General features: G+C 45.3%; 11 protein-coding genes, 3 tRNA genes, 3 rRNA genes and 1 riboswitch. Of the genes, 14 read left to right on the top strand and 3 right to left on the bottom strand.

The features are described 5' to 3' along the window. The 6 genes from SKA34_RS00005 to SKA34_RS00030 form a co-directional block, all read left to right on the top strand. Nucleotides 1–834: ribosomal RNA gene (locus tag SKA34_RS00005) — 16S ribosomal RNA — on the top strand; the annotation flags it as partial. A 71-nt stretch (nt 835–905) separates the two neighbouring features. Beyond that, a tRNA-Ile gene (locus SKA34_RS00010) sits at nt 906–982 on the top strand. A gap of 44 nt (nt 983–1,026) precedes the next feature. Beyond that, nucleotides 1,027–1,102: transfer RNA gene (locus SKA34_RS00015), tRNA-Ala, on the top strand. Between the two features lie 276 nt (nt 1,103–1,378). Continuing rightward, a 23S ribosomal RNA gene (locus SKA34_RS00020) occupies nt 1,379–4,261 on the top strand. 118 nt (nt 4,262–4,379) lie between these two features. Next, a 5S ribosomal RNA gene (rrf, locus tag SKA34_RS00025) occupies nt 4,380–4,495 on the top strand. Between the two features lie 65 nt (nt 4,496–4,560). Further along, a tRNA-Asp gene (locus tag SKA34_RS00030) sits at nt 4,561–4,637 on the top strand. A 233-nt stretch (nt 4,638–4,870) separates the two neighbouring features. On the opposite strand, the gene crcB is transcribed toward SKA34_RS00030, so the two are convergent. Continuing rightward, nucleotides 4,871–5,254, bottom strand: coding sequence for a fluoride efflux transporter CrcB (gene crcB, locus SKA34_RS00035; protein WP_005372395.1), 384 nt, complete (start codon nt 5,252–5,254; stop codon nt 4,871–4,873). 205 nt (nt 5,255–5,459) lie between these two features. On the opposite strand from crcB, the gene SKA34_RS00040 reads away from it, so the two are divergent. From SKA34_RS00040 to thiH, 7 genes are all read left to right on the top strand, one after another. Then, entirely contained in the window at nt 5,460–5,882 is a 423-nt protein-coding gene (locus SKA34_RS00040) for a universal stress protein (protein WP_006643453.1), read from the top strand. A gap of 124 nt (nt 5,883–6,006) precedes the next feature. Next, nucleotides 6,007–6,104, top strand: a riboswitch (TPP riboswitch). Between the two features lie 118 nt (nt 6,105–6,222). Beyond that, nucleotides 6,223–8,142 carry a phosphomethylpyrimidine synthase ThiC gene (gene thiC / locus SKA34_RS00045; RefSeq protein WP_006643454.1) on the top strand — a complete coding sequence of 640 codons (1,920 nt, stop codon included), beginning with the start codon at nt 6,223–6,225 and terminating at the stop codon, nt 8,140–8,142. Further along, entirely contained in the window at nt 8,142–9,359 is a 1,218-nt protein-coding gene (gene thiE / locus SKA34_RS00050) for a thiamine phosphate synthase (RefSeq protein ID WP_006643455.1), read from the top strand. The genes thiC and thiE overlap by 1 nt, the downstream gene beginning before the upstream one ends. Further along, complete coding sequence (locus SKA34_RS00055; RefSeq protein WP_006643456.1) at nt 9,349–10,134, top strand: HesA/MoeB/ThiF family protein; 786 nt, start codon at nt 9,349–9,351, stop codon at nt 10,132–10,134. The genes thiE and SKA34_RS00055 overlap by 11 nt, the downstream gene beginning before the upstream one ends. Next, nucleotides 10,135–10,347 (top strand): sulfur carrier protein ThiS, encoded by a 213-nt coding sequence (gene thiS, locus SKA34_RS00060; protein ID WP_006643457.1) that lies wholly within the window; start codon nt 10,135–10,137, stop codon nt 10,345–10,347. A 1-nt stretch (nt 10,348) separates the two neighbouring features. After that, the gene (locus SKA34_RS00065) at nt 10,349–11,113 is read left to right on the top strand and encodes a thiazole synthase (protein ID WP_006643458.1); all 765 of its coding nucleotides are present in this window, start codon (nt 10,349–10,351) and stop codon (nt 11,111–11,113) included. A 9-nt stretch (nt 11,114–11,122) separates the two neighbouring features. Next, a complete protein-coding gene (gene thiH / locus SKA34_RS00070; protein WP_006643459.1) occupies nt 11,123–12,235 on the top strand; it encodes a 2-iminoacetate synthase ThiH in 1,113 nt (370 codons plus the stop codon). Nucleotides 12,236–12,286: 51 nt separating this feature from the next. On the opposite strand, the gene SKA34_RS00075 is transcribed toward thiH, so the two are convergent. Beyond that, entirely contained in the window at nt 12,287–14,074 is a 1,788-nt protein-coding gene (locus SKA34_RS00075; RefSeq protein ID WP_006643460.1) for an aminopeptidase P family protein, read from the bottom strand. Nucleotides 14,075–14,393: 319 nt separating this feature from the next. Further along, a complete protein-coding gene (locus SKA34_RS00080; RefSeq protein ID WP_006643461.1) occupies nt 14,394–15,335 on the bottom strand; it encodes a LysR substrate-binding domain-containing protein in 942 nt (313 codons plus the stop codon). 60 nt (nt 15,336–15,395) lie between these two features. Here SKA34_RS00080 and SKA34_RS00085 point away from each other — a divergent pair, with 60 nt between their 5' ends. Next, the gene (locus SKA34_RS00085; RefSeq protein WP_006643462.1) at nt 15,396–16,640 is read left to right on the top strand and encodes a multidrug effflux MFS transporter; all 1,245 of its coding nucleotides are present in this window, start codon (nt 15,396–15,398) and stop codon (nt 16,638–16,640) included. Nucleotides 16,641–16,673: the final 33 nt, after the last annotated feature.

Below are 16,673 nucleotides of genomic sequence, written 5' to 3' on the forward strand. Positions count from 1 at the left end.
GAAGGAATACCGGTGGCGAAGGCGGCCCCCTGGACAGATACTGACACTCAGATGCGAAAGCGTGGGGAGCAAACAGGATTAGATACCCTGGTAGTCCACGCCGTAAACGATGTCTACTTGGAGGTTGTGGCCTTGAGCCGTGGCTTTCGGAGCTAACGCGTTAAGTAGACCGCCTGGGGAGTACGGTCGCAAGATTAAAACTCAAATGAATTGACGGGGGCCCGCACAAGCGGTGGAGCATGTGGTTTAATTCGATGCAACGCGAAGAACCTTACCTACTCTTGACATCCAGAGAACTTTCCAGAGATGGATTGGTGCCTTCGGGAACTCTGAGACAGGTGCTGCATGGCTGTCGTCAGCTCGTGTTGTGAAATGTTGGGTTAAGTCCCGCAACGAGCGCAACCCTTATCCTTGTTTGCCAGCACATAATGGTGGGAACTCCAGGGAGACTGCCGGTGATAAACCGGAGGAAGGTGGGGACGACGTCAAGTCATCATGGCCCTTACGAGTAGGGCTACACACGTGCTACAATGGCGTATACAGAGGGCTGCCAACTAGCGATAGTGAGCGAATCCCAGAAAGTACGTCGTAGTCCGGATTGGAGTCTGCAACTCGACTCCATGAAGTCGGAATCGCTAGTAATCGTGAATCAGAATGTCACGGTGAATACGTTCCCGGGCCTTGTACACACCGCCCGTCACACCATGGGAGTGGGCTGCACCAGAAGTAGATAGCTTAACCTTCGGGAGGGCGTTTACCACGGTGTGGTTCATGACTGGGGTGAAGTCGTAACAAGGTAGCCCTAGGGGAACCTGGGGCTGGATCACCTCCTTACCTAAAGACTTACTGTTTAATGCAGTGTCCACACAGATTGCTTGGTTAAAATGTAGAACGTAAAAAGACTTGGGTCTGTAGCTCAGGTGGTTAGAGCGCACCCCTGATAAGGGTGAGGTCGGTGGTTCAAGTCCACTCAGACCCACCACTTTCTCTCCCAGAGAAGGTGGTGGTTTAGTCTTTTATATCGTTGGGGTTATAGCTCAGCTGGGAGAGCGCCTGCCTTGCACGCAGGAGGTCTGCGGTTCGATCCCGCATAGCTCCACCACTCTTTAAACGCATTTGAATAAAGTGTCTTTAAAAAGTGGTTATCTAACGATGATTACATGTTCTTTAACAATCTGGAAAGCTGACTAGTAAATTCAATCAATAGATTGATTTTAAAAAATGTTTTTATCTTCGGATAAAAACGAGTTCTCAAACAATACACATTCAAGTGTCTTGTATCGAGTCCGGCGAAAAACCAACGTTTAATACTTTTTTGATCGAAGTGTTGAACACAAACCTTGGTTGTTTGAACATACGAAACCTCTTGGGGTTGTATGGTTAAGTGACTAAGCGTACACGGTGGATGCCTTGGCAGTCAGAGGCGATGAAGGACGTATTAACTTGCGATAAGCCCAGAGAAGGTAGTAAAAACCGGTGACTCTGGGATTTCCGAATGGGGAAACCCACGTGCATAAGCACGTATCGTGTTGTGAATACATAGCAGCACGAGGCGAACCGGGGGAACTGAAACATCTAAGTACCCCGAGGAAGAGAAATCAACCGAGATTCCGGTAGTAGCGGCGAGCGAAACCGGATTAGCCCTTAAGCTAGTTCTGCGTTAGGTGAAAGTTCTGGAAAGTTCTGCGATACAGGGTGATAGCCCCGTAACCGACAACGCATTATCAGTGAAAACGAGTAGGACGGGACACGTGATATCCTGTTTGAATATGGGGGGACCATCCTCCAAGGCTAAATACTCCTGACTGACCGATAGTGAACCAGTACCGTGAGGGAAAGGCGAAAAGAACCCCTGTGAGGGGAGTGAAATAGAACCTGAAACCGTGTACGTACAAGCAGTAGGAGCATACTTGTTAGGTGACTGCGTACCTTTTGTATAATGGGTCAGCGACTTAATTTTAGTAGCAAGGTTAACCGTTTAGGGGAGCCGTAGGGAAACCGAGTCTTAACTGGGCGTCATAGTTGCTAGGATTAGACCCGAAACCGAGTGATCTAGCCATGGGCAGGTTGAAGGTGAGGTAACACTTACTGGAGGACCGAACCGACTAATGTTGAAAAATTAGCGGATGACTTGTGGCTAGGGGTGAAAGGCCAATCAAACTCGGAGATAGCTGGTTCTCCCCGAAAGCTATTTAGGTAGCGCCTCGGACGAATACTACTGGGGGTAGAGCACTGTTAAGGCTAGGGGGTCATCCCGACTTACCAACCCTTTGCAAACTCCGAATACCAGTAAGTACTATCCGGGAGACACACGGCGGGTGCTAACGTCCGTCGTGAAGAGGGAAACAACCCAGACCGCCAGCTAAGGTCCCAAAGTTATAGCTAAGTGGGAAACGATGTGGGAAGGCTCAGACAGCCAGGATGTTGGCTTAGAAGCAGCCATCATTTAAAGAAAGCGTAATAGCTCACTGGTCGAGTCGGCCTGCGCGGAAGATTTAACGGGGCTAAGCTATACACCGAAGCTGCGGCAATGAAGTTTTACTTCATTGGGTAGGGGAGCGTTCTGTAAGCCGTTGAAGGTGAATCGTAAGGTTTGCTGGAGGTATCAGAAGTGCGAATGCTGACATGAGTAACGATAAAGGGAGTGAAAAACTCCCTCGCCGGAAGATCAAGGGTTCCTGTCCAACGTTAATCGGGGCAGGGTAAGTCGACCCCTAAGGCGAGGCCGAAAGGCGTAGTCGATGGGAAACGGGTTAATATTCCCGTACTTCTTATAATTGCGATGGAGGGACGGAGAAGGCTAGGTGAGCCTGGCGACGGTTGTCCAGGTCCAAGTATGTAGGCTGATGGTTTAGGCAAATCCGGACCATCTTAAGGCTGAGATACGATGTCGAGACACTACGGTGTTGAAGTCATTGATGCCATGCTTCCGGGAAAAGCTTCTAAGCTTCAGATTATAAGAAATCGTACCCCAAACCGACACAGGTGATCAGGTAGAGAATACCAAGGCGCTTGAGAGAACTCGGGTGAAGGAACTAGGCAAAATGGTACCGTAACTTCGGGAGAAGGTACGCTCCTAGCGGTGATGAGACTTGCTCTCTAAGCTGCCGGGAGTCGCAGATACCAGGTGGCTGCAACTGTTTATTAAAAACACAGCACTGTGCAAAATCGAAAGATGACGTATACGGTGTGACGCCTGCCCGGTGCCGGAAGGTTAATTGATGGGGTTAGACTTCGGTCGAAGCTCTTGATCGAAGCCCCGGTAAACGGCGGCCGTAACTATAACGGTCCTAAGGTAGCGAAATTCCTTGTCGGGTAAGTTCCGACCTGCACGAATGGCGTAATGATGGCCACGCTGTCTCCACCCGAGACTCAGTGAAATTGAAATCGCAGTGAAGATGCTGCGTCCCCGCGGCTAGACGGAAAGACCCCGTGAACCTTTACTATAGCTTGGCACTGAACATTGACCCTACATGTGTAGGATAGGTGGGAGACGTTGAAGCAACCGCGCCAGTGGTTGTGGAGTCAATCTTGAAATACCACCCTTGTATGCTTGATGTTCTAACGTTGGCCCCTTATCGGGGTTACGGACAGTGCCTGGTGGGTAGTTTGACTGGGGCGGTCTCCTCCCAAAGAGTAACGGAGGAGCACGAAGGTGGGCTAATCACGGTCGGACATCGTGAGGTTAGTGCAATGGCATAAGCCCGCTGACTGCGAGATGACATCGAGCAGTGCGAAAGCAGTCATAGTGATCCGTGTTCTGAATGGAAGGGCCATCGCTCACGGATAAAAGGTACTCCGGGGATAACAGGCTGATACCGCCCAAGAGTTCATATCGACGGCGGTGTTTGGCACCTCGATGTCGGCTCATCACATCCTGGGGCTGAAGTCGGTCCCAAGGGTATGGCTGTTCGCCATTTAAAGTGGTACGCGAGCTGGGTTTAGAACGTCGTGAGACAGTTCGGTCCCTATCTGCCGTGGGCGTTGGATGATTGAGAGGGGCTGCTCCTAGTACGAGAGGACCGGAGTGGACGAACCGCTGGTGTTCGGGTTGTGTCGCCAGACGCATTGCCCGGTAGCTAAGTTCGGAATCGATAACCGCTGAAAGCATCTAAGCGGGAAGCGAGCCTCAAGATGAGTCATCCCTAGACCTTTAAGGTCTCTAAAGGGTTGTTGAAGACTACAACGTTGATAGGTCAGGTGTGTAAGTGCTGCGAGGCATTGAGCTAACTGATACTAATTGCCCGTGAGGCTTAACCATACAACACCCAAGGGGTTTTTATACGGACTCCAAGTACACTTGAACGTGTAGAGAACAACTAGTTAGATTTTCCCAGATTGCTATTTATTGTCGATGACAATAAATAAAACAGAATTTGCTTAGCGACCATAGCGTTATGGACCCACCTGATCCCATGCCGAACTCAGTAGTGAAACGTAATAGCGCCGATGGTAGTGTGGGGTCTCCCCATGTGAGAGTAGGACATCGCCAGGCTTTAAATTTAAGATATTCGTTTTGAACTACGAATATCGGATAAAACGAAAGTTTTATCTCCGTGTGGAGCGGTAGTTCAGTTGGTTAGAATACCGGCCTGTCACGCCGGGGGTCGCGGGTTCGAGTCCCGTCCGCTCCGCCACTTTATTAGAGAAACCTGAATCGAAAGATTCAGGTTTTTTTTCGTCTGTAGATAATCATTATAAATATAGTTAATAAATACATATAGGGTAGAGAGTTACTCAGAGATTGTTTTAATCTATATAGAGTAATGGGTGATCTATCATCATTCTTATTTATTAGTATAAAGTGATGATTCGTTTAATTTAGATATAAAAAACCGCCATACAGGCGGTTTTTTATATCGGTTATCTATTAACTTTTCATCATAAGCTGGTAGCCAACATAACAAGCAGCAATGCTGACAATAACGTTAAGTAAAATATTTAGACCTGCTTTGAAAAATTCACCTTGTTGCATCAACACAACGTTGTCCATTGAGAATGTAGAGAACGTAGTTAGCGCACCAAGGAAGCCTAAGCCGATAATAGGTCGCCATGGTGCAGCTTCAATCATTCCTTGATTAAGTGCTGACATCAATAACCCCATGATTAAGGAGCCTAGCACGTTTACGGTTAAAGTACCGTATGGGAAGCCACGGCCAAATAGCATTACGCATAGCTCAGAAATTAGGTACCTTGAGCAGGCACCGAATGCACCACCAAGCGCGATGAATCCTAGTAATAAATATTGGCTCATTGGGATCTCGTTTATATCTTCAAGTAATGATAGAAAGCGCTCATGATAATCGCTAGCGAGAGGAGTGAGAACTCTCCAAAAATGCAATCATTGATTCAAATGAATATTAAATAGTGAGCGGTATACTTAGTTGTATAGCTACATTTATAGCATCATAATTATAAATAATGAATTTACTATGAGCCTTAGCTCAAGGAGGCTAGACATGTCGCTTTACCAAACAGTGTTATTAGCGGTTAATCCTGAAGATAAAAATGCGCATAAATTGATGGTGAAAGCTGGTGTAATAGCAGAGCAAAATCACGCTGATTTACATGTTGCTTATGTTGAGCCGGGGATCGGAAACGTAAGTTTTATTGATGTGGAAGTTGAGCTACAAGAAGAGCATGATGCGATTGCAAAAAAACGCATGAAAGAGTTATCTGATTTAATTACAGCTTCTTCTCATAAAGTTAAAGCGATACATACCGCAGATGGTGATGTTTCAAAGCATATAGAAGCTTTAGCAAAAGAAATAAATGCGACTCTAGTGATCACAGGTTACCATAAATCAACTTTTCACTTGTTTGGTGATTTAAGTGACTCTTTAGCTAATCACCTAGGTTGTGATGTATTAATTTCACAGTAACAACGATTAAAATATTCAATGTAATAATAAGCCGTGTAGATGCAGGGCTTTTTGTTGTCTGTCACTTTTTATTATTTTTCTCTATATAAGGGTTGTTGCAATATAACGGCTTCTTTATACTCATTGCTACTTGTCGGAGTGCCATATGGCTGAGACCGCATTGCGGGATCCGTTGAACCTGATCAGGCTAATACCTGCGAAGGGAACGAGAGAATGTCTTCTGCTACATATCTTAAGGGATCACTGTATGCATCTGCATAGCTGTACTTAGGTACACACCTCTTGTTTACGCCCATCCGCCAAGCATTTTCCCCTACATTGAAAAATCAAGGAAACTGCTATGTCGAATCGCAAGCAAGCGAGACTGGAAGCGAAACAATTTATTGAATCATTAACAGCACAACCATACCCGAACTCACAGAAAGTGTATGTTCAAGGTAGCCGTCCTGATGTGCTTGTTCCTATGCGTGAAATTACTCTAGCTGATAGCTTGGTTGGTGGCGGTAAAGATAATCCTATCTTTGAGCCTAACGAGCCTATTCGCGTTTACGACACTTCTGGTTTTTACACTGATCCTGAAAAAAACATCGATATCTATAATGGCTTGCCACTAGTGCGTGAGCAATGGATCGCAGAGCGTGACGATACTGAATTACTAGAAGGGTTAAGCTCTGAGTATGCCAATGAACGTTTAGATGATAAGACGCTTGATGATTTACGTTTTGCGGAACGTGCGCGTATTCGTTGTGCAAAAGCTGGGCGTTGTGTGACGCAATTACATTATGCGCGCCAAGGCATTATTACGCCTGAGATGGAATATATCGCGATCCGTGAAAATATGGGGCGCGCGAAATACCGTGAGGAAGTATTAAATCAGCAACACCCAGGCGTGAGCTTTGGTGCTAATTTACCGAAAGAAATTACGCCTGAGTTTGTGCGTAAAGAAGTGGCTGAAGGCCGCGCAATTATTCCTGCCAATATTAACCATCCAGAAACTGAGCCAATGATCATTGGCCGTAATTTCCTTGTCAAAGTGAATGCTAATATTGGTAACTCAGCGGTGAGTTCATCGATTGAAGAAGAAGTTGAAAAACTTGTCTGGTCGACACGTTGGGGTGGCGATACGGTAATGGATTTATCCACAGGTCGAAATATTCACGAAACGCGTGAGTGGATCATTCGTAATAGCCCTGTTCCGATTGGTACTGTACCTATGTACCAAGCGCTTGAAAAAGTGAATGGCGTGGCTGAGAACCTTAACTGGGAAGTGTTCCGTGACACATTACTAGAGCAAGCTGAGCAAGGAGTGGATTATTTCACTATCCATGCTGGCGTACTTCTTCGTTATGTACCTATGACGGCGAAACGTGTAACAGGTATTGTATCGCGTGGCGGTTCTATCATGGCGAAGTGGTGTTTGGCACACCATAAAGAAAGTTTCCTCTATCAGCACTTCCGTGAGATTTGTGAGATCTGTGCTCAATACGATATTTCACTATCATTGGGTGATGGCTTGCGTCCAGGCTCTGTGGCCGATGCAAATGATGAAGCCCAGTTTAGTGAACTACGCACATTAGGTGAGTTGACTAAGATTGCATGGGAGTACGATGTGCAGGTCATGATTGAAGGCCCTGGCCACGTACCAATGCACATGATTAAAGAAAACATGGAAGAGCAGCTAGAGCATTGTCATGAAGCGCCATTCTATACGTTAGGCCCACTGACTACAGACATTGCACCGGGTTATGATCATATAACTTCTGGTATTGGTGCTGCGATGATTGGTTGGTATGGCTGTGCAATGCTTTGTTATGTGACACCAAAAGAACACTTAGGATTGCCGAATAAAGACGATGTAAAAGTCGGTCTTATCACTTATAAACTGTGTGCCCATGCCGCCGATTTAGCAAAAGGACACCCTGGTGCGCAAGTGCGCGATAATGCTTTATCTAAAGCGCGTTTTGAATTCCGTTGGGAAGATCAATTTAATCTCGGCCTTGACCCTGAAACGGCGCGAGCCTATCACGATGAAACTCTCCCTCAAGAGTCAGGCAAAGTTGCCCATTTCTGTTCAATGTGTGGACCTAAATTCTGTTCAATGAAGATCTCTCAAGAAGTACGAGATTACGCGAAGGGATTAGAAGACCCAGAAATTGCGATCAAGCTATTAGATGATCCACTTGAAGGCATGCAGCAAAAAGCACAAGAGTTTCGATCTAAAGGTAGTGAGTTATATCACCTAGCTAAAGAGGAAAGCTAATGAGCACCTTGAGCTTACCAAAGGTCTTATCGTCTCTGGTGATGCATATTGAGCCATTATTAGCTTCTGCTGCAGAGTATCAGTTAGGTGAGCAAGTCACGTTAATACCATCAAGCCAAGCATGGATTGAGGTATCGACGCCCTCTTGCGTTAAACGAGTGGGCTTTGAAAATGCCTGCTCCACCCAGCTAATTGATTATGTACTCCAAGATCAATGGGTATCTTCTGATGTAGATCTTTCGCTGATCAAAGCACAAATACTAAAACGAACTAACGTTGTGGTATGTGGTTTACCTGTTAACGGTGGTTATCTTGATCTTTGGTATCATGATGGTGAAGTGCGTGGTTGTTTCAGTGTTGAGCGTGGTAATGCGACTCAACAGAGAGCGATGTTATTGGTGGCACTCGCGCTTGATTACCCCTTAGAAGATGCTCTAGTTCTGGCAAGGGCGTATGCCCAGTCAACGCAGATGGGCATTTGGCCAACCGAGCGTGATGCTTTCCCTGAAATCGTTTGTGCTAATTTTTCAAAACTGTCAGATATTGGTTGGCAATTCGAATATCAGCCAGTTGAAGCTTTTGCACCTGTTGATAGTGAGAAACTGAAGTTATATCCGGTGGTGGATTCCATTCAATGGGTTAAGCAGTTACTTGAATTGGATGTTAAAACGACTCAACTGCGGATCAAAGATCCGAATGCACAAAGCTTAGAGCAAGATATTGCTCATGCTATTGTGTTAGGTCTGCAGGCAAATGCGCAGGTCTTTATTAATGACTATTGGCAACTTGCTATTGAGCATGGGGCTTTTGGCGTGCATTTGGGACAAGAAGATTTAGCTGTCGCTGATCTCAATGCTATTCAACAAGCGAATCTTCGCTTAGGAATCTCAACCCATGGGTATTACGAGATCTTACGTGCGATGACATTTAGTCCCAGTTATATCGCCCTTGGGCATATTTACCCAACCACAACCAAGCAAATGCCGTCATTACCGCAAGGTGTTCACCGCTTAAAGCTTTATCAACGATTGGTTGGCAATACGTTTCCAACAGTGGCAATAGGGGGAATTGATTTATCGCGTGTGCCTGTCGTTTGGAAAACAGGGGTGAGTAGCGTTGCAGTGGTGCGTGCGATCACCCAGTCAAGTGAGCTAGCGATTGCCGTCGAACAACTCAATCAATGTTTATCTGAGCGGGAGGTGATGTATGACAACTGACAGACTCTCTGATACTGCTTTTATTCGATATAACCGACAAATCATGCTGGAAGACATGGGAGAGCAGGGGCAACTTGCACTTAATAATGCCAAGGTACTGATCGTCGGTGCGGGTGGTTTAGGCTCAGCGGCAGTGATGTATTTAGCTGCTGCGGGTGTTGGGTTACTTGTGATTGCTGATGATGATGAGGTTGAGAGTTCGAACTTGCAGCGTCAGGTGATTTATCGAGAAACCGATGTTTCACTCAATAAAGCGCAAGCAGCCTGTGATCAGCTTTTAGCATTAAATCCATTGGTACGAACGCGTGCAGTAAAAGCTAATCTCGCAGGATTTCAACTGGTGATGGAAGTACAACAGGCAGATATTGTACTTGATTGTAGTGATAACTGGGCTACCCGTTATGCGGTCAATCAAGCTTGTTATCAGCATCATACACCACTGATTGCCGGTGCGTCGATAGGTTGGCAAGGACAGTTACTGGCGTTTGATTTCCGACAGACCTCACCGTGTTATCAATGTGTGTTTCCATTAAGTGCTGAAGCGTCACCACAAGATCAAAATTGTCGTAGTAACGGCGTGATGGGACCTGTTGTAGGCACTATTGGCACGTTACAAGCGCTTAATGCGATTAAAGCTATCGCAGGTGTTGGTGAAGTCGGGTTTGGTTTGCTGCAGCAATTTAATGGTTTAACAGGAAAATGGCAGCAGGTATCAATCGATGCTGCTCCTTGTTGTCCTGTATGCGGTCAGCAAGATCAAAGGGAGGTTGTGTAAATGGCTACCATGATAGCTATCTGGCTGAACGATGAATCTATGTCTTGCGAGGCTGAGCAAACCGTTCATCAATTTGTTAGTCAGTTAGATTTACCCATACAAGGTACAGCGGTCGCGATAAATCAGCGTATTGTCGCAGCCAGTGAGTGGCCGACAACCGTCATTGTTGATGGTGATCAGATCGCGTTATTTCAAGCGATAGCAGGAGGTTAATATGTTGACTATTGCAGATAAAACATTCACATCGCGATTATTTACCGGAACGGGTAAGTACGCTAATCGAGATGTAATGGCTGAATCGATTTTAGCGACAGGCTCTGAGCTCGTGACTATGGCACTAAAGCGGGTCAATATTGCTGAGCGTGATGACGATATCTTAGCGCCATTGATCCAAGCTGGAGTGAATTTACTGCCTAATACGTCAGGGGCTAAAAATGCCAAAGAAGCGATCTTTGCAGCGCAGTTAGCCAGAGAAGCATTAGGGACGAATTGGCTAAAATTAGAAATTCACCCTGATCCGAAATACCTGATGCCTGATCCGATTGAAACGCTAAAAGCGGCTGAGCAGTTGGTAAAAGAAGGGTTTACTGTACTCCCTTACTGTCATGCCGATCCTGTGCTTTGTAAGCGATTAGAAGATGTGGGTTGCGCTGCTGTGATGCCATTAGGTGCGCCGATTGGCTCGAATAAAGGGATCGCTTCTCGCGATTTTCTTCGCATTATTATCGATCAGGCGCAAGTACCTGTGGTGGTGGATGCGGGCATTGGTGCACCTTCTCATGCCGCAGAAGCGATGGAAATGGGGGCTGATGCGGTATTGGTCAATACTGCCATCGCAGCGGCAAGTGATCCGATTACAATGGGGCGTGCATTTAAATTGGCCGTGGAAAGTGGTCGTATGGCCTATGAAGCTGGTCTTGCAGGTAAGGTGAACCATGCTATTGCATCAAGTCCATTAACGGCATTTCTTAATGAGTAAGGAGCCAACATGAGCTTTGTGGATGTTTGGCAACAAATGGATTGGGATGATATCCGTTTGTCGATTTATGCTAAAACGGCTACCGATGTTGAGCGTGCTTTAGGAAAATCAACGTTGGGTCTAGAGGATTTCAAAGCCTTAATTTCACCCGCGGCTGAACCTTACTTAGAGCAAATGGCACAACTCTCTGCGATGTTAACGCGTCAGCGGTTTGGTCATACCATGAGTTTTTATGTGCCGTTATACCTTTCGAATCTATGTGCCAATGCGTGTACCTATTGTGGTTTTTCGATGGAAAATCGCATTAAGCGCCGTACCTTGGGTGAGCAAGAAATAGAGCGAGAGTGTGAGGCAATAAAAGCGCTAAATTTTGATAGTGTGTTACTGGTCACTGGCGAGCATCAAACTAAAGTAGGTATGAATTACTTTCGTGATGCGATTCCTAGAATCAAAGATCACTTCAGTTATTTGGCAATGGAAGTACAGCCACTTGAGCAAGATGAGTATCAAGAGCTGCGACAACTTGGTTTAGATGCGGTGATGGTGTATCAAGAAACCTATAATGCGCCAACCTATGCGAAGCATCATTTACGAGGCAATAAAACCAATTTTGAATACCGCTTAGCGACACCTGATCGGTTAGCAAAAGCTGGAATAGACAAGATTGGGATTGGTGCTTTGATCGGCATGGAAGAATGGCGCACGGATTGTTTTTTTGTTGCCAGTCATTTGGCCTATCTTGAGCGTACCTATTGGCAAAGCCGCTATTCGATTTCATTTCCACGTTTAAGACCCTGTACTGGTGGATTAGACCCTAAATCGGTGATGACGGATCGCCAACTTGTGCAATTGATTTGTGCTTATCGACTGTTTAATCCTGAAGTAGAGCTGTCGTTATCCACTCGAGAATCACCGCATTTTCGCGATAATGTATTGCCTTTGGGGATCACCAGTATGTCGGCGGGCTCTAAAACCCAACCGGGCGGATACGCCGATGACACGCCAGAGCTAGAACAGTTTGCAATCAGTGATGAACGTTCGGTCGCAGATGTCGCTACAGCGGTCAAGCAACAGGGATTTGAAGTGGTGTGGAAAGATTGGCATCCCGCCTATTCTGGATAATAAAAAGCCAGTACGTGATGCGTACTGGCTTTTCTTTTTCTTATCTCAGAGTTAGCGGCTTAGTGGTGATGTCGCTTGTGTTAGCCACTCTAGATCACTACCAGTCAGCGATAGGCTGATCACGTTAAACACGGTTTGGTGATAGTTGTTAAGCCATGCAAGCTCTACGTCGGTTAGTAGTGCAGGATCGATCAAACGCTTATCAATTGGCGCACGTGTTAATGATTCAAAGCCCATGACGTTCATGTCGCCTTGAGTTTCAATATCGACGACCAGCTCAAGGTTTTCGATACGAATACCGAACGCGTCCGCACGGTAATAACCAGGCTCGTTAGATAACACCATGCCCGGCAGCAGCGCGGTTGGGTTAGCCACTTTAGAAATACGCTGAGGACCTTCATGAACACTTAAGAAGTGACCGACTCCGTGACCTGTACCATGATCATAATCGAAGCCATGAGCCCATAGATGCTGTCGCGCGAGTGCGTCGAGCTGTGAGCCTGTTGTGCCTTTCGGGAAACGTGCCGAAGCCAATGAAATATGACCTTTTAATACTAATGTGAAAGCTTGTTTTACTTCATTACCTGGGTTACCGATAGCGATAGTACGGGTGATATCGGTCGTACCATCAGGATATTGACCGCCTGAATCGACTAAGTAAACCGTATCCATTTGAAGTTTACCAGGCTGTGGTTGATCAATGTGGTTATAGTGGCACATTGCGGCATTACCAGCAGAAGCTGAAATTGTATCGAAGCTCACGTCACGACAGCTTGGATCTTGCTGACGGAATTGCCAAAGTTGATCGGAAAGCTCTGCTTCATTAAGTAGATTCCCACTCGCAACTTGATTATCTACCCATGCTAGGAATTTAGAAATTGCGACACCATCACGAATATGACACGCTTTCATGCCATTTATTTCAGTCGTATTTTTAGCGGCTTTTGGTAGCAACGTTGGATTAGCTGCTTCAATAAGTTGTGCGCCAGCATCAGTCAGTTGCTGAGCCGCCCATGCATTACTGTTCGCTGAATCAAACTGTACACGTTTACCTGAAAGCGCAGCTAACCCTGCGGCGAGTTGCTCTGGCTCGCGGATATTGACGCCGTTACCTACGTGCGTTGCAAAACCTTCTGGTAGGCGGTGGTGATCGATATAGAAATCAACAGACGCATCGCTGTGGATTACGGCAGCTGACAACAGAACGGGTAGACAGTGAACATCATCGCCACGGACATTTAGTAACCAAGCAATGCTATCAAGCTGACTTAAAAAGGCAGCATCAGCTTTTTGTTTTTTTAGCAGTGCGGCAATTTGTTCACGCTTTTCTTCGCTTGATTGACCGACATACTCTAGACCCATTAACTCCGCATCCGACAGCTTTGGTGCTGGACGATCTAGCCACAGTTCATCAATTGGGTTTTCGTTAACTGATACTAGCTCTAGCTCACCATCAAGGGTTGTCGTGACATTTTTTAGCCATGCTGCACTGTGTAGACGGTTATCGATCGCCACTTTGCTCCCTGCTGCTAGATTTTCTAACACCCAGTGTACTGGTGGTTGCTCGATCAAATGACAATATTCAAATACATCACCAGGTACTTGCTTGCGAACTTGCACAACATAGCGACCATCAACAAACATTGCAGCACGATCACGAGTGATCACGGCGGCACCTGCCGAACCGGTAAATCCGGTTAACCAATGAAGGCGTTCATTATGATCGGGAATGTACTCACCAAGATATTCATCTTCATGAGGGATCAGTAAGGCATCGAGTTGCTGTGCTTCAAGCCATTGACGGATCTGCTCAATACGTTGTGCGATAACTGCTTGCATGTCTGGTTCCTTGTCAAGAAACCACCTTTAGAAGGTGGTTAGATCAAATTCACCCCAATCACCATGGTATCAGCGATTCAGGTTTAATATTGTTACGTTAGCTTGTTTGGCGGCTCGCTTCAATTGCCGCTATGATAATTGACAGGCTATTTATCTCATTGTTGCTTTTATTTTAGTGATTCATCGTTAGCTGGTGGATTCCAATTTGGAAAAGCGGTATTGAAAATAAAGCATTTTTATTTGGCTTTATAACACCGTAGACTTGCGCAAAATCTTTTAGAGGCAGTAATTGCCTTTGTTTGTTGCGTGTCAAATGTGATTAGCGAAGATGATTGGTTTTTTGGGTGATCATGTTTCTTAACCAAGTCAGTGCTTGATCATTTTCTCTGTCTCTATGCCAAAACAGGGTGTAGGCCATGGGGGGAAATTCTAATGGTAAGGGTAATACCACCATATCTGACTGCTTTGCTGCGAGTTTTACAAAGTGATTCGGAGCTGTAAATATAAAATCAGTGTAAGAACATAAGCTCGCTGCGCTATTAAAATCAGGAACGGTAACAGCAATGTCTCGGTCATAACCCATATCAGCAAGGCGGTAATCAAGTAACCAGCGATCATTGCCATCACAACGCACTTGTACATGACGTAATGATAAATATGCCTCTAAATTCCAACTTTTTCTTAAAATTGGATGGTCTTTTCGAATGATACACATTTGATGGTCTCGATAAATCTCTTGTTGGAAAATATCATCAGGCGGGAGCATGGTGAGCTTCGCATCATTGATGTCAATGTCTTTTCCTGTTAGGCCTAAATCAATTTCGCCCCTTTGTATCATTTGGAATGTTTGCTCTGTCCAAGCATGAGTACTGATGGTTACACTCGGTGCTTGCTGAAAGATTACAGGTAAAAAATGGGGCAGAATTAAGGGGTATACGCTTTCAACTGCTGCAATTTGAAAACGATATTCACTGTCATGTGGAGAGAAGTCTTCCGGCTGAGTTAATAACTCTAATTGATTGATCAGTAAATCGAGTTTGGGTTTGAGAAATATTGTCTTTGGGGTTGGTGATAAACCATGTGAGTTTCGAGTGAACAAAGGATCATTAAATTGAGTGCGTAATTTAGCCAAGGATTTACTAACGGCTGATTGACTTAAACAAAGCCGGTGCGCGGTTCGTGTGACATTAAGTTCCTCTACTAGTACTTTAAAACAGACTAATAAATTGAGATCTAAGCGAGCTAACCTCTCAATATTCATATGATTTTCCTTTTTGGAATAGTAGTGATGACTATACATCATTTCCATTCATACCATAGGATGATTAAACTCTCACAAATTTTATATACGTTGGAGAACCGTGTGAGCCCAAATATAAATAGTAAAATACAAGTGGCTTTATTGATCACACTCGTGTTGTTCAGTCCTTTAGCTATTGATATCTATCTACCGGCTTTACCTGCAATGGCGAGTACGTTTTCTGTCGATCCAACTCATGTGCAGGATACAGTGACATGGTTTATGTTTAGCATGGGATTAGGCCAGTTACTGGCTGGGCCATTAGCCGATCGTATTGGTCGTCGACCTATTGCTTTAGGCGGCATCGTGATTTATGGCTTTAGCTCAACGATGGCTTATTTAGCCCAGAGTTTAGATTTATTATTGCTCGCCCGTTTGCTTCAAGGTTTTGGTGCATGTGCTACCTCCGTTGCAGCTTTTGCTACGGTTCGTGATAGCTTTGGCGCTGAAAAAAGTGGTCGTATGATCAGTTACTTAAATGGTGCGATTTGTTTTATTCCTGCGTTAGCTCCTCTTTTAGGCACTTGGCTTACTTATCATTTTGGCTGGCGTTCAAACTTTAGTTTCATGGCAGGATTTGCGGTCGTTGCAGGACTCTTTATTATGGTTGTGTTTAAAGAAACGCGCCCTGCAAACTCTGATGTTTCTGGTTCAATGATTAGTATTAGCCGTTACTGGTCAGTACTTCGCGAGCCGACCTTTTTATACCATGCTTCACTTTGCATGTTCGCAATGGCAGTCATTTTAGCTTATGTAACTTCTGCTCCTATGTGGTTAATGAATCACCTTGGTCAGGACATGCATCAGTTTACGGTATGGTTTGGGATCAATGCGGTATTGAACATTACTGCTTGTATGGTTGCGCCTAAGTTTATGGATCGTTTTGGTACTCGTCGTACACTTCGTACAGGACTTATTACATTATTGTTTGCTGGTGGGTTAATGTTGTCTTTAAGCCAATTACAGCAAGCATGGGCATTTATGGTGCCAATCTTCATTTGTTCATTTGGTTTTGCTTTTGTATTAGGCTCTGCAGCAGGAAAAGCATTAGCACCATTTGGCGATCGTGCAGGAACCGCAGCAGCATTATTAGGGTTATTTCAAATGAGTGGTGCTGGTGTCATGGTGAGCTTAACCCAACGATTAGATTTATCAGCACCAATGCTAATGACCTTACAAATGTGGTTACTAATGCCTGGGCTATTGATTTTGATGTCTAAAGTTGGCCGTCGTTGGCATCCTATTTCAGTTGCTGCTAATGAATAAGATGATGTAATGAAAAAGCCTGTCAGACGACAG

This window comes from Photobacterium sp. SKA34, assembly GCF_000153325.1.
Taxonomy (GTDB): domain Bacteria; phylum Pseudomonadota; class Gammaproteobacteria; order Enterobacterales; family Vibrionaceae; genus Photobacterium.